This is a genomic window from Pseudomonas nitroreducens NBRC 12694 (assembly GCF_002091755.1).
Lineage (GTDB): Bacteria > Pseudomonadota > Gammaproteobacteria > Pseudomonadales > Pseudomonadaceae > Pseudomonas > Pseudomonas nitroreducens.
On sequence record NZ_BDAI01000013.1, the window covers coordinates 22450 to 47792 of the forward strand.

The window sequence follows — 25343 nt, forward strand, 5'->3', positions numbered from 1 at the left end:
ACTCTAGCAGCCGCACCGCGCGGGCTGCGGGGCGTTTTGTCGGAAGTCCGTGCCGCGCTCGCTTAAGTCCTCTGTCCTGCAGGCTCATGAGCAAGAACTGGGCGCCCCCTCGCTCCTGCAGTTCGCCGGAATACCCGGTGGGCTTTTTTAGAGGAGCGAGCTTGCTCGCGAACCGCCCTGCGCCCAATCGTCACGCACAAAAAAGCCCATCGCGAGATGGGCTTTCTCATGGGGGAAAAACCGTCAGTCCTTGCGGCGCTTGAGCTGGTCCTGCAACTGCGTCGGCAGACCGCGGATGATCAGCATGTCGCGCTCCTCGTCGTACTCCACCTTGCTGCCCAGCAGATGCGCTTCGAAGCTGATCGACAGCCCTTCGGCGCGACCGGTGAAGCGGCGGAACTGGTTGAGGGTGCGCTTGTCCGCCGGAATTTCCGGCGACAGGCCGTAATCCTTGTTGCGGATGTAGTCGTAGAAGGCGCGCGGTGCCTGGTCGTCCATCAGCTCGGAGAGCGCGTCGAGGGCCATCGGCTCGCCGATCTTCGCCTGGCTGGTGGCGTAGTCCACCAGCACGTCGGTCTTCTCGCGGGCCTGCTCTTCGGGCAGGTCTTCGCTTTCCACGAAGTCGCTGAAGGCCTTGAGCAGGGTGCGGGTCTCGCTCGGCCCGTCGACGCCCTCGGTGCAGCCGATGAAGTCGCGGAAGTAGTCCGAGACCTTCTTGCCGCCCTTGCCCTTGATGAACGAGATGTACTGCTTGGACGTCTTGTTGTTGCGCCACTCGGAGATATTGATCCGCGCAGCCATGTGCAACTGGCCCAGGTCCAGATGGCGCGACGGGGTGACTTCCAGCGCCTCGGTGACCGCCACGCCTTCGCTGTGGTGCAGCAGGGCGATGGACAGGTAATCGGTCATGCCCTGCTGGTAATGGCAGAACAGCACGTGGCCGCCGGTGGAGAGGTTGGACTCTTCCATCAGCGTCTTCAGGTGTTCCACCGCCTGCTTGGAGAAGGCGACGAAGTCCTTGCCGTTGTCCAGGTACTCGCCCAGCCAACCACTGAACGGGTAGGCGCCGGACTCGCCCTGGAACAGGCCCCAGGCCTTGTTCGGCTTGGCGTTGTAGCTCTCGTTGAGGTCGGCCATCAGGTTCTCGATGGCCTGGGAGTCGCCCAGCTCGGCATCGCGCGCATGCAGCGTCGCGGGGTTGCCGTCGGGCTTCTTGTCGATCAGGTGGACGATGGCGTGGCGAATCGGCATGGCGGACCCGGATGTTCAGTGCCGGCGGCGCCGCGCGCATCGAAGCGGCGGCGGGGCGGGCGGATTGGAAAACGCCAGAGTTTACCCGACAAGGCGCCGGGATGCGCGACGCCGATCAGTCCGCCGCCGGTGCCAGCCCCTCGTCGCGCTCGCGCCGATTGCGGCGCAGCTGGCGCAGGCGGCGAATCACGTAGTTCAGGTGCAGGTGCAGTTCGTACAGCTCGTTGTAGTAGGACAGCGGCACCTCGACCTTGGCCAGCTCGGCTTCCAGTTGTTCCAGGCGTTCGATTTCGGTGCTCAGCTCGGCGCTGCCGGTACGTTCGTCCAGGCGCCGGTCGATTTCGCGCAGGTAGCGGTACCAACGGTAGATGCGCGCGCGGATGCGCCAGCGGTACAGCGGGCCGATGGACTTGAGCAGCGGAATGAGGATGGCGATGAAGGGGATCAGCAGGATGATGTAGCGATCCGCCAGCGAGGCGATGCGGAATGGCAGGAAGCGCTGCAGCAGCGGCGGGCCACTCTTGTAGTAGCGCTCGGCATCTTCCTGCACGGCCAGGGTGCGCGGCTCGGCGCTGGGGAAGGCGCCGGCCGGGTCCAGCAGGGTGCCGCTCTTCATCACGGCTCGCGCGGCCTCCAGGATCAGCGGAGTGAGCGCCGGGTGGAAGTCGCCATTGACCACCAGGGTGGCAACCGGCGAAAGGGTAGCGAGGTCCTGGTCGGGCACGTTCTGCGCGAGGTTCAGCAGGCCCTCGCTGACATCGACGCGCTTGAGAAAGGGAATCCGCGCCTCGTACGCGTGGGCGCGGCGAAAGCCGGTGAGCGTGAGCTCGGGGCTGGCCGCCAGGCGCTGCACCAGCGGGTTCTCCGCCGGGCCGACGAAGAAGGCCGCGTCCAGCTGGCCGGCCAGCAGTTCGTTGGCCACCGCGTTGCCGCCGCGCGCCTGCCAGCCTGCCGGCAGGGGCTCGGTGGGAATCTCGTTGGCCTTGAGGATGGCCTGGGTCACCGCATCGGTGCCGCTGCCTTCGCCACCGATTGCGACGCGCAGGGCGAGCAGGTCGGCCAGGCGGTCGATCTTCGCCTCGCGGCGCTGGAACAGCCACAGCGGCTCCTGGAACATCGCGCCGAGGGTTTGCAGGTGCTCGCGCTGCTTGGGTTCAAGCTGCTGCTCCTGGCCGCTCTGCACCAGTGCCAGGTCCACACCGCTCTTGCCGTCCAGCAGCTTGCCCAGGTTTTCCCGCGAGCCGGCGGTGCGTACCAGTTGCAGATCGAAGCCCTGCTTGGCCAGCTCCTCCTTCAGTCGCTGGCCGAACACCGCGTAACCGCCGCCCGGCGCACCGGTGGCCAGGGTCGCGCTCATCGGCGGCGGCGGGGCGACGAAGTAGAAGACGGCGGCGACCAGTGCAGCCAGCACCGGCACCAGCCAGAGGTTGGCGCGGACCAGGATGGCGAGGTCCTTGAGCATGTTCAGAAGGCGTTGCATGGGAAGTCCTTGTGACGACGTGCTGTCCTGAAAAGATAGCCAGCCTGTGCGGCGGCGGCCGGCGAATCCGCCCCCGATGGAGCCTTAACCGCTATCATCCCCAGCTTCGAAATACGGCTGCGGACTTCACGGCATGCGCATTCTCCACACCTCCGACTGGCACCTGGGCCAGCATTTCATGGGCAAGAGCCGCGAGGCCGAGCACCAGGCGTTCTGCGCCTGGCTGATCGAACAGGTGCGCGAGCAGGCCGTGGATGCGGTGATCATCGCCGGTGACATATTCGACACCGGCGCGCCGCCCAGTTACGCCCGCGAACAGTACAACCGCTTCATCGTCGAGCTGCGGGATACCGGCGCTCGCCTGGTGGTATTGGGTGGAAACCACGACTCGGTGGCGATGCTGGAGGAGTCCCGCGACCTGCTCGCCTGCCTCGATACGCAGGTGATCGCCGCGGTCGGCACCGACCTCGAGCGCCAGTTGCTGGTGCTGCCGCAACGTGACGGCCAGCCCGGCGCGATTCTCTGCGCTATCCCCTTCATTCGCCCACGCGACGTGCTCACCAGCCAGGCCGGACAGAGTGCGCAGGACAAGCAACTGGCGCTGCAGCAGGCGATCCAGGCGCACTACCGCGAGTTGTTCGAGCGCGCCGAGGCGCAGCGCGACGCCCTCGGCCGGCACCTGCCGATCATCGCCACCGGCCATCTCACCACCGTGGGCGCGAGTGCCAGCGAGTCGGTGCGGGAAATCTACGTCGGTACCCTGGAAGCCTTTCCCACCAGCGCCTTCCCGGCGGCGGACTACATCGCCCTGGGCCACATCCACCGGCCGCAGAAGGTCGGCGGCCTGGAACACATCCGCTACTGCGGCTCGCCCATTGCGCTGAGCTTCGACGAGGCGACACAGGGCAAGGAAGTACTGCTGGTGGACCTGGATGACAGTGGCCTGCGCAGCGTCACCGCGCTGCCGGTGCCGCGCTTCCAGCCGCTGAAATCGGTGTCCGGCAGCCTCGCCGAACTGCCCGCCGAACTGGCCCGCGTCGCCCGCGAAGGCAGTGCGGAGCAACCCGTCTGGCTGGAAGTCATGGTGCACACCGATGACTACCTGACCGACATCCAGCTGCGCGTCGAGAAGCTTTGCGAAGAACTGCCGGTGATCGTCCTGCGCACCCGCCGCGAGCGCGGCACCGCGCAGGCGGCGCTGTTCAGCGAAGCGAAGGAAACCCTCGACGAGCTGAGCCCCGAGGATGTGTTTCGCCAGCGGCTGGACGCCGAGGAACTAGACGCAGCGCTGCGCGAACGACTGACCGGGCTATACCGACAGGTCGTCGCCGACCTGCAGGAGGAACGCTCGTGAGAATCCTCAGCCTGCGCCTGAAGAACCTCAATTCGCTGAAGGGCGAATGGAAGATCGATTTCACTGCCGAACCTTTCGCCGGCAACGGCCTGTTCGCCATCACCGGGCCGACCGGAGCGGGCAAGACCACCTTGCTCGATGCCATCTGCCTGGCGCTGTACCACCGTACGCCACGCATGAGCGTGCTGTCGCAGAGCGGCAATGAGCTGATGACCCGGCATACTGCCGACTGTCTCGCCGAAGTCGAGTTCGAGGTGAAGGGGCAGCCCTATCGCGCCTTCTGGAGCCAGCGTCGCGCCCGCGACAAGGCCGAAGGCGCGTTGCAGGCGCCAAAGGTGGAGCTGGTGCGTATCGACCGCGCCTCCGGCGAAGGGCAGATCCTCACCGACAAGATCAACGACAAGCTCAAGCAGACCGAGACCCTCACCGGCCTTGATTTCGAGCGTTTCACCAAATCCATGCTACTGGCCCAGGGCGGGTTCGCCGCCTTCCTCGAGGCCAACGCCAACCAGCGCGCGGAACTGCTGGAGGAGCTCACCGGCACGGAGATCTACGGCCTGATTTCCCAGCGCGTCTTCGAGCGCACCCGTGAAGTTCGCGGCGCGCTGGACCAACTGCGCGCCCGCGCCGACGGCGTTGAACTGCTCAGCGCCGAGCAGCGCGGCGAGCTGGAGCAGCAAGGGCGCGATGCTGCGGTGCAGGAAGCGGCTTTGCAGGCGCAGCAGTCGGCCCTCCAGGCGCAGCGTCGCTGGTGCGAAGACCTCAGCCGTGCTCAGCAGCAGGTCGAGCAGGCCGGCGCGAAGGAATCCGCTGCCCGCGAGGCGCTGGAGCAGGCACGACCCGATCTGCAGCGCCTGGCGGACAGCGAGCCCGCTGCTCGTCTGCAGCCCTTGCACCAGGCCTGGCGAAGCACCCGGGAGAATGTCGAACAGGGCCGCACGGCGCTGGAGGACAATCTCGCTCAGCAGACGCTCCGGCGAGAAGAGATCGCCCAGGCGCTGTGGGCGGCGAACCAATATGCTCAGCAATCGCAGGATGCATGCGAGGGCGAGCGCAAGGCCCTTGGCGAGCAGCGCCAGGAGCTGCAGGCGCGCCTGGCGCAGTACCCGCAGCGAGCGAAGCTGGGTGAGCTGCTCGGCGGCTGGCGGGCACAGTTCGCCCAGCGTTCGCGTCTGGCCCAGGCCATCGCCGACGTGCAGCGGCAGGCGCAGACGGCCGACCAGGCATTGCAGAGCGCGACGACACAACGGCAGACCCTGCAAGGCAACGTCGCCTTCATGCGGCAGCAGTTCGAGTCGGCGGGCGCGCAGGAGAGCCAGCATCAGCAGCAGCTCTCGGCGTTGCTGGGTGGCGCTACCGAAGGTGAGCTGCGTGAGCGGCAGCAGCAGGGGCAATTGCACAGCCGCGGGCTGGACCGCCTGGAGCAACTGGCCCGGGCCCGCGCCGAGGCCGCCGCGCAACTGGCGCGCTGCCAGCCGGAGCTGGACGCGCTGCACCAGCGCAAGGCCGAGCGCGAAACGGTTATCGTCGAGTTGCGCGAGCGTTATCAGACGACCAAGCAGCAGGTTGCCGACAAGGAAAAGCTCCTGCAGCAGGAACAGCGCATTCACCAGTTGGAGCACCTGCGTGCGCAGTTGCAGCCCGGCGAGGCGTGCCCATTGTGCGGCTCACAGGAGCACCCGGCGGTGGCGGCCTACCAGGCGCTGGATGTGTCCTCGACACAGGCGGCGCTGGAGCAGGCGCGCCAGCAATTGGCCGAGCTGGAAAGCGAGGGCATTGCCCTGCGTGGCGAGCTGGCCGGGCTGGAGGCGCAATTGCAGCAGGGGCAGCGCCAGCTGGACGAAGCGCGGGCCGCGTTGGTGCAGCATCAGCAAGCTTGGCAGCAACTCTGCGCGGAACAAGGGGTAGCGCTGGACGACGACCAGCAGCTCCACGCCGAACGCGAGCGCCACGAGGCTTCGCTGACGGCATTGTTGCAGCAGCTGAAAACCCTGGAAGAGCACCGGCACCAGCTCCAGCAGGCACAACAGCAACGCCAGCGCGCCGAGCGCGATCACGCCGAGGCCGTACAGCAACTGGCGCTGTTCGACCAGCAGCAAACCCATGAACGCCAGCGCCAGGAAGAGCGCGCGCAGCAGCTCGCGGCCCAGCGCGCGGACCTGTTACAGCAGGACCAGGCGTTGGCCGCCGCACTCGGCGAGCTGGGCTACAGCGTGCCGGAAGACGGCGAGCATTGGCTGGCCGAGCGCTCGGCAGAATGGCAGCAATGGCAGCAGGATCAGCAGCGCAGCCAGGAGCTGGCAGCCGCTGAGCGGGATGCCGAACAGGCTGCCCGCACGGCGCAACAGCTCGCCGCGCAATGGCAGCAGCGCTGGCAGGCCGCCGGCTTCGATGCGCGCCTGCCTCTGGTGATTCACGCGGCGCCGCAACAGGCACTGGTGCAGGCCGAGGAGCAACTGGCGGCCGCCCAGCGCCAGGCCGATGCCTTGCGAGGCCGTGAGCAGTCGCTGAGCGAGCGGCAGGAGCAGGAGCAGGCACGTCTCGCCGAACACCTGGCGAGCTGGCAGCAGGCGCTGGCGGCGAGCCCCTTTGCCGACGAGTCGACCTATCTTGCCGCGCTGCTGGACGATGCCCAGCGCAGCGAACTCAGCCAACTGCGCCAGCGCCTGGAAACGGCAATTACCGAAGCCGTCACCCTGCGTGCCGCTGCTGCGCAGGATGTCGAGCGCTTGCAGGCAGAACCCCACGGCGAACTGCCGCTGGAGGAACTCGACCTGCAATTGCAGGCGCTCGCTGCACAGTTGCGCGAGCTGGGTCAGCGCCAGGGCGAAATCCGCGCCCAGTTGCAGGGCGACGACAACCGTCGCGCCAGCCAGCAGAGCCTGTTCGCGGATATCGCCAAGCAGGAGCAAGAGCACGATCTCTGGCAGCGCCTCAACAGCCTGATCGGCGCCTCCGACGGCGCGCGTTACCGGCGCTTCGCCCAGGGCCTGACCCTCGATCACCTGGTGCACCTTGCCAACCGCCAGTTGCAGCGCCTGCATGGACGCTACCAGCTGGCGCGGTGCAGCGATGGCGAGCTGGAGCTGGAGGTGGTGGATACCTGGCAGGGCGACACGGCGCGCGACTGCAAGACGCTGTCCGGGGGCGAGAGCTTCCTGGTCAGCCTCGCGCTGGCGCTGGCGCTGTCCGACCTGGTCAGCCACAAGACCAGCATCGACTCGCTGTTCCTCGACGAAGGTTTCGGCACCCTCGATGGCGAGACCCTGGAAGTCGCGCTGGATGCCCTCGACAGCCTCAACGCCACGGGCAAGACGATTGGCGTGATCAGCCACGTCGAGGCACTGAAGGAGCGCATTCCGGTGCAGCTCAAGGTGCACAAGGGCGTTGGCATGGGCTACAGCCAGCTCGACCAGCAGTTCCGATTCGACCCGGAGAAAGCCTGATGGGCCTCTCCGTGCACCGCTGCGAAGAACGGGATCTGCCCGACTGGATCGAGCTGCGTCTGCAACTCTGGCCGGGCGATCATGCAGACGCGTTCGTTGCGGAGGCGCGGGACATCCTCGCGCAGCCGCAACGCCACGGCGCCTGGCTGGCCCGCGACGAAAAGGGCAGGGCGCTGGGGCTGGCGGAGGCCTCTGTGCGCAGCGATTACGTGAACGGCACGGAAGGCTCGCCGGTGTTGTTTCTGGAGGGCATCTACGTCCGCGAAGACGCCCGTCGGCAAGGCGTGGCGCGGGCTCTGGTGGGCGTGGTGCAGGCTTGGGGCGGCGCGCTCGGCTGCCTGGATTTCGCTTCCGATGCGGCGCTCGACAATACCGACAGCCATGCTCTTCATCGTGCCCTGGGCTTCATCGAAACCGAGCGTGTCGTGTACTTCAGAAAGCCGCTGCGGGGTTGATCCACATCAGGAGGAACGCGAGCGCGGCACTGCGGTCAACTTGCAATCGACGTCAGGCGAGATAGGCTCAAGACCGCGTAAGTCAGCCGCTCCCGCCTGGGTCGGCATCCACAGGTATCGTGATCTTTCGTAGAGGTGATTGGTGATGAAGAAATCCGCATCGGCTCCGAAGAAACCCGCAGCGGCCAAACCCGCCGCGAAGCCGGCTGCGAAAGCGGCCAGCAAACCTGCCGCAAAACCGGCCGCTGCCAAGCCGGCCGCCAAGGCCGCTGCCAGCAAACCCGCTGCTGCGAAGACGGCCGCTGCCAAGCCTGCCGCCGCAAAACCGGCTGCTGCCAAGGCCGTCCCGCGCCGTGCGCCCGCGCTGGCCACGCCGTCTGACCTGAGCAAGAACGCCACCCGCGATCTGTCTGCGGCGCTCAATCGCCTGCTGGCGGATGTCTTCGCGCTCTACCTGAAGACCAAGAACTTCCACTGGCACGTGAGCGGTCCACACTTCCGCGACTACCACCTGCTGCTGGATGACCACGCCACCGAGATCTTCGCGATGACCGACGCGATTGCCGAGCGCAACCGCAAGATCGGCGGCAACACCATCCGCTCCATCGGCCATATCGCGCGCCTCAAGCGCATCCTCGACAACGATGCCGAGTTCGTGCAGCCGCTGGACATGCTGGCCGAGTTGCAGGAGGACAACAAATCGCTGACCTCCTACATGCGCGAGGTCCATGGCCTGTGCGACGAGTACCACGACATCGCCACTGCCAGCCTGATCGAGAACTGGATCGACGAGACCGAGCAGCGCACCTGGTTCCTCTTCGAGACCAGCCGCCGTGGTGATAACACCGGGCACTGATCGGTACGACAAGAAATACCAAGGCCGCCTTCGGGCGGCCTTGGTATTTGTAGGAGCGCGCTTGCTCCTACAGTGCCGGCTGGCTCTGCCAGAAGGTGGAAAATTCCTCGAACGGATAGCGCTCGCCGTCGAAGCTGACGGTCTTGCGCACAACTCTTGGGGCGCCGACATTCTCACCCGCCGACTCGCGCTGCACCTTTGAGGTGACGATCAGGTCGGCATAGCCGTGATGGACTTCCTGGCCCATCGACAGGGTGAGTTGCGAGCGTTCGATGACCGTGCGCCGATCACTGCAAGTCTGGCCCTCCAACGTCGTCCACTGCCGCAGGTAGGTGCGGAAGACTTCCTTGAGCTTGGCGCCCTGCGGCGCGTAGAGGCTGAAGTCGTCGTAGGACCAGGCGTCCGGGCAGCTCGCGCCGCGCGCCACGCTGCCAATGACCAGGCCGAAACCGCGCACATCCGGCGCCAGGCGATAGCGGGCGGTGTCGAGCCACAGGCTGGAGCTGTCGATCTCCACCATGGCGTCCTCGCCGATGCTGTCGTCGACGCGCGTCACCAGCTTGCCGCTGGCCGTGTCGAACTGGCCGACCAGCAGGTTCAGGTTGCGCTCGCCGGGCTCGGTCTTGTCGTCCGCCGTGCTGTAGGCGACTGCGACCACTTCGAGCTTCGGATCATCCGGCCAGGCCTTGCAGGCAGCAGCGACCACCGGCGTTGCCGCAGCGGACTCCGGTGCCTGCCAGCCCTGCTGGCCGAGCAGCCCGGCCAGGGTCTGCAGGGTGGCGTCGTCGCAGGGCTGTGCGGTGCGCTCAGCTGCGCCAACGCTACCGGCAAGTACCAGCAGCGCGGCGCAGGTCCATTTCCCTATGGGGTACATCAGTGGCTCCTTGTGCGGGCGGAGGATCAGCGACCGTCGCTGTCCTTCCACTTGTTCATCAGGGTGTTGGAAACCAGGCTCTCGTCGAGCAGCTTCTTCGCCGTCTCCACGCCGGCCACCGGCAGGCCGGCAGGGTCGAGCAGGCCGATCTGCACCAGCACGCTGGCCTGGTCCCAGTAGATGTGTTCGTGGCACAGCTTGTCGCCGCGGAAGCGGATCACGCCGAGCATGGGGATCTCCACGTACTTGCCGGTGGGCGGCACGCCGGGCAGCATCCAGTCGATCTCGGTGGAGTGGGTGAAGCACATGACGAATTCGTCCACCACCTGCAGCGCGCCGACGGTGCGGGAGATCGGCACCAGTTTCATGTCCGGCGGATTGCCGTGGACGAAGTGGTTGCGGTAGAAGCGCGCCAGTTCGTCCTGGCCGACGCCGCCGGTCATGGTGGGGATATGGTTGACGTAAGGCTGGGCGACCATGGTTGCCATGGTCGCGGGCACGTCGCGGGCCGCGAATTCGTGGTGGATGTGGTCTTCCCAGAGTTTCGACAGGTCGAAGTCCGGGCCGATCTCGCGCTTGAGCGCGCCGATGCTGCGCTCGTGGGCCATCAGCGCGGCGGGCTTGTCGAAGTGCATGCCGTTGGGGCGGGCGAAGGCGTGGTCGACGCCGGGGTAGCTGTAGATCTCCGCCTTCGGCAGTTTGCCCAGCACCTCGCCGATGGCCGCGCGGGCGTTGGCGTCGCAATACACGTCCTGCTCGGCGAAGTGCAGCACCAGGCGACCCCGGATGTTCTGCGCCTCGTCCAGCAGGTGCTCGATGCCCATGCCGTAGTAGCCCACCGAGCAGGCCGCGTCGGTGCGCGCGGCGGTGAGGTAGGCGAGCTTGCCGCCCAGGCAGAAGCCGACGTAGCCGATGCCGCGATCTTCTACTTCCGGCAGCGCGCGCAGGGCGTCCATGGCGGCGGCGATGTCGTCCACGCCCTTGTCCACGTCGAAGCGCTGGAACAGGCCGATGGCCTGGCCGAACTCGGCCTCGCTGTAGCCCAGTTCGAGGTTGGGCTGCAGGCGCCAGAACAGGTCGGGTACCAGGGCGACGTAGCCTTCCTCGGCGTAGCTGTCGGCGATGCTGCGCATGTTGGCGTTGACGCCGAAGATCTCCTGGCCGATCACCACGCCGGGGCCACGCCCGCTGGCCGGTACCGCGAGATAACCGCTGAAGCTGCCGCTGCCGTCACGCGCGGCGATGCTGATGCTCTTGCCCATGGTCCACTCCTGTCTGGCTCGTTGTTGTTCTGTCGGACGGGATTATTCCGGTATTCACCGGCATCGGAAAGACCGGTGCTCCCGCATCAAAGGTGTCTCAAAAATACGACACTTGCCGTATGTGCCGCCGCCACCGCCCTCCCTAAGCTGATCCCACCCAAAGGACGCAGTTCGAAGGATCATGGAGAGACCCAGGGCATGGTCGAGTCGTCGTGCCCGCTGATGGCAGCCGTCGTGGCTGTCTCCCTTTCGATCTCCTGAGCGCCGTTGCCACGGCAGCCTTCTCCTCGTCCCCCAGCTCCCCGTCGTACCGGGCATCTGTCTGCTCGGCGTCTTGCGGTGGGCGTTCCCAAACCGAGGAGAGGTTCGACGATGTCCCTGCCAGGATGTGCATCCATGATCGGTAGCGCGCTGCGCACGATCGGCCGCTGTTCCCTTCTGCTGTTCGCCGCATTGTGGCCCGGCGCTGGCCATGCCGCCGGGCCGGGTGCGGTAATCGAGAACGCGGTGCGCCAGGCCGACCGCCTGCAACGCGACACGATCGAACGCCTGCAGCAGCAACAGCAACAGGACCGCAGTTCCGCCGAGCCACCCACGCACCTGCAGGTTCCGGCCGGCAAGGCGCGGGAGCTGCCCGAAGGCCCCTGCCGGGATATCCGCTCTATCGAGGTACGCGGTGCGAAGCTGATCCGCCCCTCTAGCGTCGACCTGCTGGTGCAGCCCTACCAAGGCAAGTGTCTGGGCGTGCGGGAGATCGAGCAGGTGCTGTCGGCCATTACCGCGGCGTATATCGCCAAGGGCTATGTGGCGGCGCGGGCTTACCTGCCGGCGCAGGATCTTTCCGGCGGTACGCTGACGGTGGACGTGGAGGAGGGCCGGGTCGAGACGATCCGCGTGGAGGACGGCGGCGCCGGCTCCATCTCAGTGCCCAACGTCGCGCCCGGGGTGGTCGGCAAGCCGCTGAACCTGCGCGATCTCGAACAGGCGCTGGACCAGATCAACCGTCTGCCTTCCAACGACGCGGTGATGGACATCGCGCCGGGCAGTGCGCCGGGTGACAGTGTGGTGCTGTTCAGCAACCATCCCATGCGACCGGCACGACTGAACCTCACCTACGACAACTATGGCCAGGATTCCACCGGGCAGAACCAGGCCGGCGCCAACCTGGCATTGGACAACCCGCTGGGCTTCAACGACTTCCTCAGCCTCACCCATCGGCGTGCCGTGCCCTATGACGCTGGCAGCCGCGCGTCGTACCTGAGCAACCTGAGCTACGTGGTGCCTTTCGGCTACGCCACGGTCAGTTTCAATGCCTCCGACACCCATTACGCCAGCCACATCCGTACGGCCGGCGGCACTCGGTTGCGCACCAGCGGCGATTCCAGTTTCTACTCGCTGCGGACCGACTACGTGGCCTGGCGCGGCCAGCAATCACTGTGGAACCTGTCGGCGACGCTGACCCGCAAGGACTTCAAGAACTACCTGGAAGACATCTACCTGGACGTCAGCAGTCGCAAGCTGACCGTGCTGGACCTGGATTCGTCCTTCACCACCCAGTTGCTCGGCGGCTCGTTCACCGTAAACGCTGGGGTTTCCCGTGGCCTGAAACTGTTCGATGCGCTGGATGACCCGTCCGGCCTGCCGGACTACGCGCCCCGTGCGCAGTACACCGCGTTCAAGTACGGCGCCAACTGGTTCCGGCCGTTCCTGATGCTCGGCCAGTCGTGGAGCTTCACCTCGCAGTTCACCGGGCAGAAGGCGCAGGACGTGCTCTACGGCTCCGAGCAGATACTCGTCGGCAGCCTCTATAGCGTGCGCGGCTTCGAGGACCAAAGCCTGTCGGGCGACAACGGCTGGTTCCTGCGCAACCAACTCAACCTGCACCGCAGCTTCGCCCTGCGCCAGGGCCTGGCCGGACAGATCCGGCCCTATGTCGCGCTGGACCACGGCAAGGTGTGGAACCGCGAGCCCGGCCTGCCGCAAGGCAAGCTGACCGGCGCGGCGCTGGGCGTCAGCACCACCCTGGGGGTGTTCAACCTCGATGTCTTCCACGCCTGGCCTCTCGAGAAGCCGGATTTTCTCGATCGCCCCAGCGATTCCACCTACTTCAGCGCCAGCCTGAGTTTCTGAGGAAGCAGCCGTCATGAACCACGTCTATCGAGTGATCTGGAGTTTGTGCCGCAACGCCTTCGTCGTCGCCTCGGAGCACGCCTGCTCCCAGGGTAAGCGCGGCGCGGCCGGTGCGGGGAGCGCAGGGGCGGGCGGGAAGATCGGGGTGTTCGTGCTGGGCAGCCTGTCCGCCGCGCTCTACGCGCAGTCGGCGCTGGCCGGCGGGGTGCAGACTGCCGATGGCAACACTCAGGCCTACCGAGCCGGCAACGGTGTGCAGGTCATCGACATCGCTGCCGGCAATGCCGCCGGTGTCTCGCACAACCGCTACATCCAGTACAACATCGACCCCAGCGGCCAGGTGCTCAACAACAACTCGGCGAAGACGGGCACGGGAGCCCTGCAGTCGCAGCTGGCAGGCCAGGTGATGCCGAACCTCAACCTGAACGATCAGGCGCGGGTCATCCTCAACGAGGTGGTGGCGAATAATCGTTCGAGCCTGCAAGGCTACGCCGAAGTGCTCGGCGGCAAGGCCGACGTGATCATTGCCAACCCATACGGCATCACCTGCGCCGGCTGTGGTTTCATCAACAGTGACCGCGCGACTCTCACCACTGGCCAGCCGGTGCTGGGCGCGGACGGTTCGGTGAGCGGCTTCCAGGTCAACCGTGGCGATATCCTGGTCACCGGCAAGGGCCTGGATGGCCAGCGCCAGGACGTGCTCGACCTGGTGGCGCGCAACGTGCTGATCGATGGCCAGGTGAACGGCAAGGATGTCGGCATCGTCGCCGGCAGCAACCGCTTCAATTATGCCGATCGCACCGTCAACGCCCTGGCGGCGGACGGCGACAAACCGGCCTACGCCATCGACTCCACGGCGCTGGGCGGCATGTACGCCAACCGCATCCGCCTGCTCGCGACCGAAGATGGCGTTGGCGTGCGCATGCGCGGCGAGGCGGCCAGCTCCAGTGACTTCACCCTGAGCGCTTCCGGACGGATCGAGCTGAACGGGCGGGTTGGCGCCGCGCAGAACCTGGCGGTGAAGTACACCGGCAGCCAGGTCGATGGCGGCGCTCTGCAACTCAATGGCAGCAACGCCGAACTCAGCGCCAAGGGCGATATCGGACTCGATGCGGGCGTCGGTGGTGTCAGCCTGAACGCTGGCAAGCTGACCGCCGAGCGCGACCTTGGCGTGAGCGCTGCCAGCCTGCTGGACAGCTCCGCGGGCCAGAGTCGCTTCGCCGCCCGTAACCTGCGCCTGAGTATCAGCGGCAATGCGGCGGTGGACGGTTCCGCCTGGGGGGCTGGCGGCGCATCGACCCTGCGTTTCGGCAGCCTGCAGGTGGGGGCCAGCGGCGCGAGCCTGTATGCCGGCAGCGGTCTTGATCTGCGCGGCCGCGGTGATGTGAACCTGGGCACGGCGACACTGAGCGCCGGGACCCGTGCACAATTGGCATCGGAAACCGGCAGCCTGCGCAGCGCCGGCCAGGTGAAGGCGCAGAGTGGCCTGAGCCTGGAAGCGGCCGGGCAGTTGGAGAACGCCGGGCAACTGCTCAGCGGCGGCGATCTCGATGTACAGGGCGCCGGTTTGAGCAACAGCGGCACCGTGCAGGCGGCGGGTGCGCTGCGGTTGGGTGCTGCCGGGCGCGAGTTGAAGCTGGACAACCAGGCGAGCGGCCAACTGCTGGGCGATACCCTGGCGATCCAGGCCGGCGCACTGACCAATGCCGGCACGCTGCAGGCGACGCACGGCAGCCAGATCAACGCGCGAAGCCTGGACAATCGTGGGCAGATCCTCGGCTCAACGGTGGCTGGCAAGGACACGCAGATTCGCCTGAGTGGCGCGCTGGCCAACCAGGGGACTGTGCAATCGGCCGGCGCGTTGCGCATCGACGCCGATGGGGTGCTCGGCAACCGCGGCAAACTGCTGGCGCTCGATAGCGCGCATGGTGGTAGCAATGGCGCGCTGGACGTGAGCGCACAGCGAATCGACAACAGCGGTGTGCTGGATGGAGGCGGTGACTTGCGAGCTACCGCTCGCTCGGCTGCGGCCGACAGCTTCGTCAACAATGGCACGCTGCAAAGCGCCGGCGACCTGCACCTGGACGTGGGGGGCGCATTGAGCAACGGCGCCGGCGCCCAGGTCATCGCGGATGGCGCGCTGAGCGTGACCTCGGCCCTGGGCGATTTCAGCCTGGGCAACCTGGGGCTGCTGCAAGGACGCACGGGGCTGGCGCTGGGCGAGCTGAATCGCCGCGTTGCCCTGTTCAACAACGGCCAGGTGCTGACCGGCGGGCGTCTCGTGCTCGCGGGCTCAACACTGGAGAACCGTGGCGCGATCCAGGCGGGGAGCGGTACGCAAATCACGGCGGGCAGCCTGCTCAATGCGGCAGCGGGCAAGCTGCTGGCGTCCACCGTGGCGGGCAGCCAGGACAACTTCAACCTGGGCAGCTTCGACAATCAGGGCCAACTGCAATCGGCTGGCAGCCTGAGCATCACCAGCAGCGACGCGCTGAAGAACAGCGGCACGCTGTGGGCCCAGTACGCCTCGGGCAGCCTGCTGTTGCAGGGCGGTGCGCTGAACAACAGCGGCAATATCGAGGGGGCGGGCGCAACGTCGCTGACCAGCGGCGGGCTACTGAGCAACAGTGGGCAGGTGCACAGCGCGGGGGATCTGGCGCTGAACGCACAGGGTGATGTGAGCAATACCGGCAGGTTGTTGGGGGACCGCAACCTCAGCCTCGATACCGCCACGGCGGCCAATCTCACCAACACCGGGCGTATCCAGGCGGCCGGCAACCTGCGCATCGGCGACAACGCCGCACGGTTTGCCGCACTGAACAACAGCCTTTCCGGCGTATTGCTGGCCGGCAATGTGCTGAACCTGTACGGCGGCTCATTGGACAACCAGGGCAAGGCCAGCGCGGCGGGCACGATCACCGCGCAGTTGGACTCGCTGACCAACGGCGCCGCGAACAACCACAGCGCGGCCATTGTTTCCGGCGGCCCCACCGGTGACAGTCAGTTCAGTATTGGCAATCAGCTGGACAATTACGGTGCCATTCACGCCAACGCCAACCTCAATCTGAACGCCAGCAGTATCAGCAACTACAACACGGGTGGGCTGTCGTCCCTGGGCGAGCTTGATGTGAGAGCTTCCAGCGGTGCGATCGACAACTACGGGGCGCTGTATGCCGGGCAGTGGTTGTGGTTGAACGCCACCGAGAACGGCGTATACAACCGCGTCGGCGCGACTATCGACAGTAGTGGCGGGGTGACCAGCAACAGCTACGACTTCGTCAACAACAGCTCGGTGGTGGCGCTGGGTGATATCGCCATCAGCGTTATCCGTAGCTTCACGAACGAAACCACGCTGGCCAGCGGGCAATCCATCAGCAAGGCGCTGGGTGGCGCAGAGGAGATTCGTAACCGCAACTCCTGGCAGATTGCCAACGAGGGCAGTCTCGACAAGGGGATAAATGCCTGGGTCTACGAAGAAGACTTCACCCGGCGTGAGTATCTGGTGGGCATCACCGAGAGCGCGCTGCGGGCATTGCCCAAGGCGGGCATCATTGCCACCGGTTCCGGATCCCGGCTGAGCGTCAACTACGGTGGTTCCGGCCTCAACAAGATCGCTGTGCTCTCGGCGAGCAACGTCTCGATTGGCGGCACGGGTACGTTTATCAACGAGGACTTGACCCTCTATTCATTCGACTACACCCGTCGCTGGATTCGGGTTGACGATGAGAAGTCGTCGGCGGATGACCACTTCGTCACCTGGGCCAGGATCAACCCCAATCGCGATGGCTGGGACGGTGACCCGGATGACGATGACAACGACATGTGGGATTGGAACCCCGGTTGGGGGTGGGCTCGCAGCGAGGAGATGTCCGGTGGCAGCTTCCCTGCGGAGCTGGAACGCTGGGCCCAGCAGGCATCCATCGCCGGGGCCGTGCGCAAAGGAACTCCGACCAACCTGGGTGGCTTCGGTGCCGGGATCTTTGCGAGCGATTTTCGCTTCACCTCGGGCACATTGAACAACGCCGGTTCTCCCTATGCTGGCGACCCTACCAGGGTTGCCCAGAGCGGTCTGATCTCTGGTTCCGTCAAGACTCGCAGCAGCGCGGGGGAGGGCAGTACAGTGGCCAGCGGTGTCAGTTCGCTGGGCGCCATCGATGCAGCCGGGCGCGTGGGTATCGTCGCCGGAGGCCCGTTGTCCTTCGCCTCCCTGGACCTGCGCCTGCCCAGCAATCCCAACGGCTACTTTGTGATCAGCCGCGAGCCAGGCGCGGGCTTCCTGATCGAAACCAACCCGCTATTCGCCGTTGGCTCCGCTTACCTGGGCTCGGATTACCTGGCGCGACTTTACGGATACGACACCGACACCCTGCAGAAACGCCTGGGCGATGCCGACTACGAGGCCTACCTGATCCGCCAGCAGCTGATCCAGCAGATCGGCAGCAACGTGATCCACGGCTACGCCAACGAAGCTGAGCAGATGAAGCAGATGATGGATCAGGCCTATGCCCAGAGCGGAGCGCTGGGTCTGGAATTCGGCAAACCGCTGACAACCGAGCAGGCCGCTTCGCTGACCCAGGACATCGTCTGGATGGAGGAAGTCCAGGTGGGTGGCCAGAAGGTGCTGGCGCCGCGTGTCTATCTTGCCGCGAACACCATCGCGTCGGTCGCCACGGGGGCCGTGATTGCCGCCAATGACATCACTATCGGTGGCTCCGGTCTGAACAACACCGGCGGCACCATTGCTGGCAGCAACCGCCTGACGGTAAATACCAGCGGCGATATCAGCAACACCAGCGGCACCCTGCGCGGCGGCGACGTAAGCCTGGCGTCCAGTCAGGGCAGCATTCGCAATCAGACTCTGGCCGAGCAGAATGGCGATAGCCATACCGCATCGACGAGCATTGGCAACACGGCAAGCATCGAGTCGACCGGCAACCTGGCGATGAATGCCGGCAAGGACCTCACCGTTACCGGCGGCAACGTGGCCGCCCAGGGCAATGCGACACTCACCGCCGGCGAGAATGTCACCTTCGACACCATCGTCAGCCATACCACCACCACCACTGGCTACGTCGCGCCGGAGCACAGCGGCGGCAACGCCTGGGGATCGCAGACCACTACCGGCGATCAACACATCGGCTCTACGCTGAGCAGCGGCGGCAACCTGGCGATCAGCAGCGGCGGGGATACCACCATTGCCGGCTCGACGGTCGGCGCGGGCGGTGATCTGGCCGTGAAGACCGGCGGTGACTTCAGCCTCGAGGCACGCCAGGATACGCGTTCCACCCAGACCAGCAGTCACGTATCCGGACTGGGTGTCGGCGGTGGGCTCGCGGGCAGCGAAACTATTACCACTGACGACTTCAAAGGCACCAACGCCGGCTCCGGCATCACCGTCGGCGGCAATGCCAGCGTGGACTCCAAGGGCAGCATGGCCCTGCAGGGTTCGTCGATGAAGGTCGCAGGTGATGCCGACATCGATGCCAGCAAGGGCATCAATGTACTCGATGGGCTGGACGAGGAGCGCCACAGCAAGACGACCGAGACTACGACCTTCCTCAAGGTGGGCGGCGCCGGCAACGCTTCGTCCAGCTCAGGCAGCGGCGCTCACGCTGGAGCCGAAGGTCGCAAGGCGTCGGCTGGTGCCGAGGCGACGGCCGACGCGCAGGCCTCCGGCAACGGCGACCTGAAGTTCTCCGAGCGCACCACCACCACCAGCAACTCCGGCTCGCGGACCAGCGTCGGTTCGACGCTGCAGGTAGGCGGCGACCTGCGTGCCAACACCGACGGTACGCTCAAGGTGCAAGGCTCGACGGTGCAGTCCGGTGGCGACATGACCCTGAATGCCGGAAACACCGAAGTGCTTGCTGGCCGTAACGAAACCTGGAGCAACACCAGCACCTCCCGCGAGTCAACCGGCATCTTCAGCGACGGCAGCGCGCAGGCGGGCGCCCAGGCCAGCGCCGAAGCCCAGGCCGGCGTACCCGCTGGCGCCAAGACCGGCGCACAGGCCGCAGCGTCGGCCAGCGCCGAGGGTACGGCAACCATCGGTGTGCGTACCGAGCACGACAGCAGTTCGGATTATTCCCTGCGCAACAGCGGCTCGACGCTCAAGGCCGGCGGCGACCTGAACCTGAGCAGCCAGGGCAACGCCACCTTCGTCGGGGCGAATGTGGTGTCCGGCGGCGATATCAACATCGCTGCGAAGAACATCGACAACCGCGCTGCACAGGACATCGACGAACATTCCAGCGACCATTCCTCGCAAACGGCTGGCGTCTACTTTGGTGGTGATGCCAGCGCCCAGGCCTCCGCTGGCGCCCATGGCAAGGTGGGTAGCACCGGCGCCGGCGCCAAGGCCGAAGCCAGCGTTGGCGGTGAAGCCAACGGCAGCGCCGGGCTGCGTTACCAGCGCGAAGACAGCAGCGAAACCAGCGGTTCGGTGAGGCAGGTGACCTCCAGCTTCAAGGCCGGCGGCACGCTCACCCGCACCGCCACGGGCACCCTTACCGATCAGGGAACCCAGCTGGAGGCAGGCGGTGACATCCACCAATCGGCGCGGGAAATCCGTGATGTGGCGGTGAGCGACAGCCAGTACAGCAGCAACGACGGCAGCCACCACGAGGCGCGGGTTGGTGTCGGTGCGAGCGCCGGAGCAGAAGCCGCCGCCGGTGCCAATCACAAGGGCGAAACTCAAGCCGGTGCGGGTGCCAGCGCAGGGGTGGGTATACGCGCCAGCTATGACGGTGGCAGCGAAAGCGCCGAACAGCGCGATACCCAGGCGGTGACGACTCGCTACAAGGCCGGCGGCAACATCAACTCCAGCTCCAGCGGCACCACCCGACTGATTGGTGCGCAGATGCAGGCCGGGGGCGACGTCAACCTGCAGGCCGGCACGCTGGACTACCAGGCTGCCCGTGACACCAGCAGCAGCGAGAGCCATTCGCAGAGCACCAATGCCGAGCTCAAGGTGGATGTGGTGGGCAAGGCCGGCGGCGAGATGACCGCCGGGCACAGCCAGTCGCAGTCCAGCTCAAGCAGCAGCACGGCGCAGGTCGGTGGTATCAGCGCGGGAGGCAACCTAAACATCCGCACCCGGGGCGATACCACCCTGGAGGGCACCCAACTGGCGGCCGGCAACGGCGCAAGCATCGATGCCGGCGGCAACGTCAACTTCAAGGCGGCCCACGACACCGCCGAGAGCCAGTCCAGCTCCACCAGCGTCGAGGTCGGCGGCAGCACGGAGCGGGCGGGCAGTTCGTCGGTCAACGGTGGCTTCACCCACGATGAGTCCAACGACCGGAGCGATATGGCACGCGGCGGCAGCGTCCAGGCCGGTAATGGCGGAATCAGTATCCGCAGCGGCGGCGACAGCAATTTCGAGGGCGCTCGCCTGAGCACCGGCGGGGATACCGAAATCGCTGCGGGCGGCAACGTTCGTCTGGGTGCCACCAGCGGCACCGAGACCGGCGAGGGCAAGCGCCTGGAGGTGTCCGGAGGCCTGGAAACCAACGCGGCCGGCAGCAAGAAGAAGGGCAGCCTGGGCGCCGGCGAGTCGACTACCGACCGCGCGGCGTCCAGCGGTACTCTGATCCAGTCGGGCGGCAGCACGCGAGTCGCCGGCGGCACCGTGGTGGACCAGCAGGCGAGCATAGAGTCCGGCCAGGGCACGCAGATCAGCGGGACGCTGGTGAAGGTCGGTGCCGACAGCCATGACAACAGCGACGAGCGTCAGCTCAACCTGAAGATGAACCAGGACCCGAAGGACAAACCGGCCACGGGCGCTTCGGCTCAACCCCAGGCTGCCGCACGACTTCAGGCCCCCGGTGGCACCACCACCGCTGACGCGGCGATGCTCAAGTCGCTGGCCCAGAGCGCGCCCGCGCAGGTTGCCGGCGCTGGGACGGACGCGGCGAGGGTGACGCCGGTGGACATCAACGCGCTGCTTGAGCAAGCCCCGTCGCAATTGATTGAGGACCTCGTGAAGGCCAAGCAGCAGATCGAGGCGGAGAATGCTGCCTTCATCGCGCAGAAGCAGCAAATGACCGGTACAGGAGAGTCTGAGGCCGCTAGTCCCGCCAAGCTCGCGGCGCTGGAACAGCACATGAACGACTTGATTGGGCAGTTGGAGGGGCCTGCCAAGGGCAAGCTGGATACCGCACAGCTGAATACGCTCATCGAGCAGGCAAAGCAGAAACAGAGTGGCACGCCGGACCTGACCCAAAGTCGCCCGCTGGAGCAGCCGGGCGATGCGGGCGCGCGCGAACAGGCGCAGCAGGCGAAGGAGGCTGCCTTGAAAGCACAGGCCAGTGCTGCCGCTGATGCGAAGAGCGAGCAACTGAAGAAACTTCAGGCGCAGAAGGACGCGGCGCTCAAGGCAGCACAGCAGACCGCCGGCAAGCCCGCCGAGAGTGAGGCTTCCGCATCGCCAGCTGCACCCGCCAGCGGGGCGCAGACCGGTCCGGGAACGGTGGCGGGACTGCCAGCCCGCACCAGCACTGCGGTCAGTGACGCCCAGCAGCAGTACCAGGACACCATGAATGAGGCCAACGGCCTCGTCCAGCAGATCAAAGACGGGGCGAACCCTCAGCAGACCCAGGCTGTCGAGCAGATACAGCAGCTCATCGCTCGCTTGTCGAGCTCCGCCAGTCAGCCGGACAACGCGGCGCAATTCGCGCAGATACAGGCGCAGATTGATTCGCTGATCAAGAGCCTGGGCGCCGCTTCGGCCAACGACGGTGCGGGCATGCGAGATGTGGGGGGCACAGGGGCGACCGCAGGGAAGACACTCTCCCCCGCTGCGCTGGATCAACTGCCACTGTTACTGCAGACATTGGGGGCTCAGCTTAATGCCGAACGTGTCGCTCGGGCACAATCGAAGCAGGAATCGACGGAGCAAACCATGCAGCAGGGCATGAGTGCGGCTGCAGCCGTTCAGGAAAAAATGGCACAGCAGATGCAACGGGCCATCGGGGCTGGCGCTGCGCAGGTTGCCGCAGGCGCCGCAGCGGCCACCAAGGCGGCGGGCAGCGCGAAGCCGGCAGTACTCAAGCCTTGAGTTGACACCCGCGCGCGCCTGGTCGACAAAGGGATTTTCGAGAGGATTGCCCATGTTGATTCAGGCGCGTACGTCGACCCTGCTGATCATCGACATCCAGGAACGCCTGTTCCCGGCCATCCACGCCAACGCATCGGTGCTGGAACACAGCGCCTGGTTGCTGGCCATCGCGCGGCGGCTGGGCGTGCCGGTGCTGGCCACCGAGCAGTATCCGAAAGGGCTCGGGCCGACGCTGCCGGCGCTGCGCGACGAGCTGGACGAGGGCGAGCTGCTGGAGAAGGTCGCCTTCTCCGCCGTTAACGATCCCGGCCTGTTGCAGATGCCCGGTGGCGATCGCCGGCAGTTCGTGGTGTGCGGCACCGAGGCGCATGTCTGTGTGCTGCAGACGGTCCTCGGCCTGTTGGCCGAAGATCGCGAAGTGTTCGTGGTGGAGGAGGCGCTCGGTTCACGTCGTCTGCAGGACAAGGCGCTGGCGCTGGAGCGCATGCGTCAGGCCGGCGCGGTGGTCGTCTCTCGGGAGATGGTCGCCTTCGAGTGGCTGGAGCGTGCTGGGACAGAGGTCTTCCGCGAGATCAGCAGGCAGTTCATCCGCTGACCTGCTTCATCGGCTGGCGAACAGGCGGTCGCCAAGGAAGTCGAGGAACACCCGCAACTTGAGCGGCATGCGCCGGCCTGCCGGCCACAGCGCGTGGAAGCTGCCCTGGTGCGCGGTGTGCTCGGCGAGCACCTGCACCAGCCTGCCGTCGTTCAGCGCACCGCGCACGGCGAAGTCGGGCAGGCAGGCGATGCCCATGCCCTGGCAGGCGACGTTGATCAGCATGTCGGCGGTATTGCAGATCAGGCCGCCCTCCAGGCGCGGCTCCGACTCACCCGGCGCAAGGTTCAGTGGCCAGCGTTGCACCAGCCCGCTGCTGGGGTAGCGGTAGTGCAGGCACAGGTGCTGGTTCAGGTCGGCCGGCCGGCGAGGCGTACCGTATTGGCGCAGATAGGCCGGCGCGGCTACCAGCAGCAGGCTGAAATCGCCCAGCTTGCGCGCCTTGAGCCGTGAGTCGCGCAGTTCGCCGCCGCGTACTACCAGGTCGAAACCTTCCTCGATGACGTCGACCAGGCGGTCGGTGAAGTCGATGTCCAGCTGGATGCGCGGATAGCAGCGCAGGAACTCCGGTAGCACCTGGGGCAGCAGGCCGGCCACCAGCGGCATGCTGATCTTCAGCCGGCCGCGGGCCTGCTGGGTGGACAGCGCCAGTTCCTGCTCTGCCGCCTCCAGCTCGTCGAGGATGCGTCGGCAGCGTTCGAGGAACAGCTGCCCCTCGTTGCTCAGGCTGAGGCTGCGCGTACTGCGATGGAACAGGCGCACGCCCAGGCGATCCTCCAGGCGCGCAATGCTCTTGCCCACTGCCGAGGCGGAGAGGCCGAGCAGTCGCGCGGCCTGGGCGAAGCTCAGGGTGTCGGCGACCTGGAGGAAGACCCGGAGCCCGTTGAGGCTGTCCATGTGAATGTATCCGTGTAGGCGGGCGGCCATTGTGCCGCTTGGCAGGGTATGAATTGCGGACATTGGTGTCCGTTATGTTCGGAATCCTAGCCTGTTTTTCCGTAATGCCGGGTTGTTTAGGGTGCAGCGGGTCTTCTTCGGATCATCACGGACCCACCATGAATCCCTCCCACGACACTCGACAAGACGGCAATGACGTTTCGCGCTGGTTGCTGTTGCTCGCCGCCAGCCTGACGGCGGTGCTGATTCCCCTGTGCTTCACCGGCCCGGCCGTAGTGTTGCCGGCCATTGCCCATGAACTGGGCGGTTCGGCGGTGGCGCTGAACTGGATCGTCAACGGCTACGTGCTCGCCTACGGAGCGGCGATGATGGCGGCGGGCAGCCTGGCCGACGTCTATGGCCGCAAGCGCATCTGGCTGGTCGGCCTGGCGCTGTTCTGCGCGACTACCCTGGCAATTCCCCTGGCACCTTCGGTGGTGGCCATCGATGGGTTGCGCCTGCTGCAGGGCGCCGGTGGTTCGGCAGCTTTTGCCGCCGCCATGGCGGCGCTCGCGCAGGAGTTCGACGGCCCGATCCGCACGCGGGTATTCAGCCTGCTGGGGACGACCTTCGGCGTTGGCCTGGCCTTCGGCCCATTGCTGGCCGGCTGGCTCACCGATGGGCCGGGCTGGCGCTGGGTGTTTCTGGTGCCGGCAGTCTGTGCGCTGGCTTCGGTGCCGGTAGTCGTGTACTTCTGCCGCGAGACCCGCGACCCACAGGCGCGTGGCCTGGACTGGCCCGGTGCGCTGAGCTTCACCGCCGCGCTCAGCCTGTTCACCTACGGTCTGTTGCTGGCCCCGGAACAGGGTTGGAGCAGCGTTGCGGTCATCGTCACGCTGGTGGCGAGTGCCGTGCTCCTGGCGGCGTTCATCGCCATCGAGCGTCGTGTCCAGCGGCCGCTGCTGGACCTCTCGCTGTTCAACCACTGGCGTTTCGTCGGCGTGCAACTGTTGGGTGCGTCGCCGGCCTTTGCCTACGTGGTGCTGATCGTGCTGTTGCCGGGACGCTTCATCGGCGTTGAGGGGCAGGGCGCGCTGCAGGCCGGCTGGACCATGCTGGCACTGTCGGCGCCGCTGTTGGTGGTGCCCTTTGTCGCAGCGCTTCTGGCAAAGCACTTCAGCGCTGGCAGCCTGTCGGCAATCGGCCTGCTGATCGTCGCGGGCGGGTTGCTCTGGCTGGCGCGCAACCTGGCGGAAGGCGTCGCGCCGGATGCGCCGCTGCTGATGATCGGCATCGGTATCGGCCTGCCCTGGGGGTTGATGGACGGGTTGGCGGTGAGTGTCGTGGAGCGCGAGCGCGCTGGCATGGCGACCGGCATCTTCAACACGGTGCGGGTGTCCGCCGATGCAGTGGCGATCGCGGTGGTCGGTGCCTTGCTGGCAACCTTGATCGCCGCGCAGTTGGAGCCGCTGGGAATGGCCCCGGCGGAGCGCCTGATGAGCGCCAACCAGTTGGCCATCGGCAACCTGGCGGCGGTGGTCGAGCAACTGCCGCAAGTGCCGGTGGAGCAACTGCGCGGCGATTACACCGCAGTGTTCAGCCGCGTGCTGGAGTTGCTCGCCGGGATCACGTTCATTGTGGCGGGGCTGGTGTTCGTGCTGCTGGGGCGCGAGAGCATACCGGCCATCGCGGCCGAGGCCTGACGG

13 protein-coding genes are annotated in these 25343 nt (G+C 66.3%); 8 read left to right on the forward strand and 5 right to left on the reverse strand.

Annotation, left to right across the window (positions count from 1 at the left end):
- Window positions 1-243: 243 nt before the first annotated feature.
- Window positions 244-1251, reverse strand: coding sequence for a nucleoid-associated protein YejK (gene yejK / locus PNI01S_RS23920; protein WP_084359451.1), 1008 nt, complete (start codon window positions 1249-1251; stop codon window positions 244-246).
- A 115-nt stretch (window positions 1252-1366) separates the two neighbouring features.
- Window positions 1367-2731, reverse strand: coding sequence for a TAXI family TRAP transporter solute-binding subunit (locus tag PNI01S_RS23925; RefSeq protein ID WP_084359453.1), 1365 nt, complete (start codon window positions 2729-2731; stop codon window positions 1367-1369).
- Window positions 2732-2864: 133 nt separating this feature from the next.
- Here PNI01S_RS23925 and sbcD point away from each other — a divergent pair, with 133 nt between their 5' ends.
- The 4 genes from sbcD to PNI01S_RS23945 all read left to right on the forward strand — a co-directional run bounded on the left by sbcD (window position 2865) and on the right by PNI01S_RS23945 (window position 8842).
- Entirely contained in the window at window positions 2865-4085 is a 1221-nt protein-coding gene (gene sbcD / locus PNI01S_RS23930) for an exonuclease subunit SbcD (protein WP_084359455.1), read from the forward strand.
- Window positions 4082-7531 carry an AAA family ATPase gene (locus PNI01S_RS23935; protein ID WP_084359457.1) on the forward strand — a complete coding sequence of 1150 codons (3450 nt, stop codon included), beginning with the start codon at window positions 4082-4084 and terminating at the stop codon, window positions 7529-7531. Before sbcD ends, PNI01S_RS23935 begins: the two co-directional genes overlap by 4 nt.
- On the forward strand, window positions 7531-7986 hold the full coding sequence (gene aac(6'), locus PNI01S_RS23940; protein ID WP_084359459.1) for an aminoglycoside 6'-N-acetyltransferase: 456 nt from the start codon (window positions 7531-7533) through the stop codon (window positions 7984-7986). The genes PNI01S_RS23935 and aac(6') overlap by 1 nt, the downstream gene beginning before the upstream one ends.
- A gap of 145 nt (window positions 7987-8131) precedes the next feature.
- Window positions 8132-8842: a Dps family protein gene (locus PNI01S_RS23945; RefSeq protein ID WP_084359461.1), complete on the forward strand. Its 711-nt coding sequence runs from the start codon at window positions 8132-8134 to the stop codon at window positions 8840-8842.
- Window positions 8843-8909: 67 nt separating this feature from the next.
- Here the strand turns inward: PNI01S_RS23945 and PNI01S_RS23950 are convergent, their stop codons facing one another.
- Both PNI01S_RS23950 and PNI01S_RS23955 read right to left on the reverse strand, forming a co-directional pair.
- Window positions 8910-9716, reverse strand: coding sequence for a PA3715 family protein (locus tag PNI01S_RS23950; RefSeq protein WP_084359463.1), 807 nt, complete (start codon window positions 9714-9716; stop codon window positions 8910-8912).
- A 26-nt stretch (window positions 9717-9742) separates the two neighbouring features.
- Window positions 9743-10978, reverse strand: coding sequence for a dienelactone hydrolase family protein (locus PNI01S_RS23955; protein ID WP_084359466.1), 1236 nt, complete (start codon window positions 10976-10978; stop codon window positions 9743-9745).
- Between the two features lie 372 nt (window positions 10979-11350).
- Between PNI01S_RS23955 and PNI01S_RS23960 the strand changes: the two genes are divergently transcribed.
- Genes PNI01S_RS23960 through PNI01S_RS23970 form a run of 3 tightly spaced genes read left to right on the forward strand, consistent with a single transcriptional unit; the run spans window position 11351 to window position 22761 of the window.
- Entirely contained in the window at window positions 11351-13108 is a 1758-nt protein-coding gene (locus PNI01S_RS23960) for a ShlB/FhaC/HecB family hemolysin secretion/activation protein (RefSeq protein ID WP_084359468.1), read from the forward strand.
- A 13-nt stretch (window positions 13109-13121) separates the two neighbouring features.
- Window positions 13122-22166: a hemagglutinin repeat-containing protein gene (locus PNI01S_RS23965; RefSeq protein ID WP_084359470.1), complete on the forward strand. Its 9045-nt coding sequence runs from the start codon at window positions 13122-13124 to the stop codon at window positions 22164-22166.
- 52 nt (window positions 22167-22218) lie between these two features.
- The gene (locus tag PNI01S_RS23970; RefSeq protein WP_024762876.1) at window positions 22219-22761 is read left to right on the forward strand and encodes a hydrolase; all 543 of its coding nucleotides are present in this window, start codon (window positions 22219-22221) and stop codon (window positions 22759-22761) included.
- Window positions 22762-22767: 6 nt separating this feature from the next.
- On the opposite strand, the gene PNI01S_RS23975 is transcribed toward PNI01S_RS23970, so the two are convergent.
- Window positions 22768-23658, reverse strand: coding sequence for a LysR family transcriptional regulator (locus PNI01S_RS23975; RefSeq protein ID WP_024762877.1), 891 nt, complete (start codon window positions 23656-23658; stop codon window positions 22768-22770).
- 158 nt (window positions 23659-23816) lie between these two features.
- Here PNI01S_RS23975 and PNI01S_RS23980 point away from each other — a divergent pair, with 158 nt between their 5' ends.
- Window positions 23817-25340 carry an MFS transporter gene (locus PNI01S_RS23980; RefSeq protein ID WP_084359472.1) on the forward strand — a complete coding sequence of 508 codons (1524 nt, stop codon included), beginning with the start codon at window positions 23817-23819 and terminating at the stop codon, window positions 25338-25340.
- The last annotated feature ends 3 nt before the right edge of the window (window positions 25341-25343 follow it).

Coding starts and splice junctions, on each gene's coding strand:
- yejK (WP_084359451.1), bottom strand. CDS start 1,251: ATGCCGATTCGCCACGCCATCGTCCACCTGATCGACAAGAAGCCCGAC.
- PNI01S_RS23925 (WP_084359453.1), bottom strand. CDS start 2,731: ATGCAACGCCTTCTGAACATGCTCAAGGACCTCGCCATCCTGGTCCGC.
- sbcD (WP_084359455.1), top strand. CDS start 2,865: ATGCGCATTCTCCACACCTCCGACTGGCACCTGGGCCAGCATTTCATG.
- PNI01S_RS23945 (WP_084359461.1), top strand. CDS start 8,132: ATGAAGAAATCCGCATCGGCTCCGAAGAAACCCGCAGCGGCCAAACCC.
- PNI01S_RS23950 (WP_084359463.1), bottom strand. CDS start 9,716: ATGTACCCCATAGGGAAATGGACCTGCGCCGCGCTGCTGGTACTTGCC.
- PNI01S_RS23955 (WP_084359466.1), bottom strand. CDS start 10,978: ATGGGCAAGAGCATCAGCATCGCCGCGCGTGACGGCAGCGGCAGCTTC.
- PNI01S_RS23960 (WP_084359468.1), top strand. CDS start 11,351: ATGTCCCTGCCAGGATGTGCATCCATGATCGGTAGCGCGCTGCGCACG.
- PNI01S_RS23965 (WP_084359470.1), top strand. CDS start 13,122: ATGAACCACGTCTATCGAGTGATCTGGAGTTTGTGCCGCAACGCCTTC.
- PNI01S_RS23970 (WP_024762876.1), top strand. CDS start 22,219: ATGTTGATTCAGGCGCGTACGTCGACCCTGCTGATCATCGACATCCAG.
- PNI01S_RS23975 (WP_024762877.1), bottom strand. CDS start 23,658: ATGGACAGCCTCAACGGGCTCCGGGTCTTCCTCCAGGTCGCCGACACC.
- PNI01S_RS23980 (WP_084359472.1), top strand. CDS start 23,817: ATGAATCCCTCCCACGACACTCGACAAGACGGCAATGACGTTTCGCGC.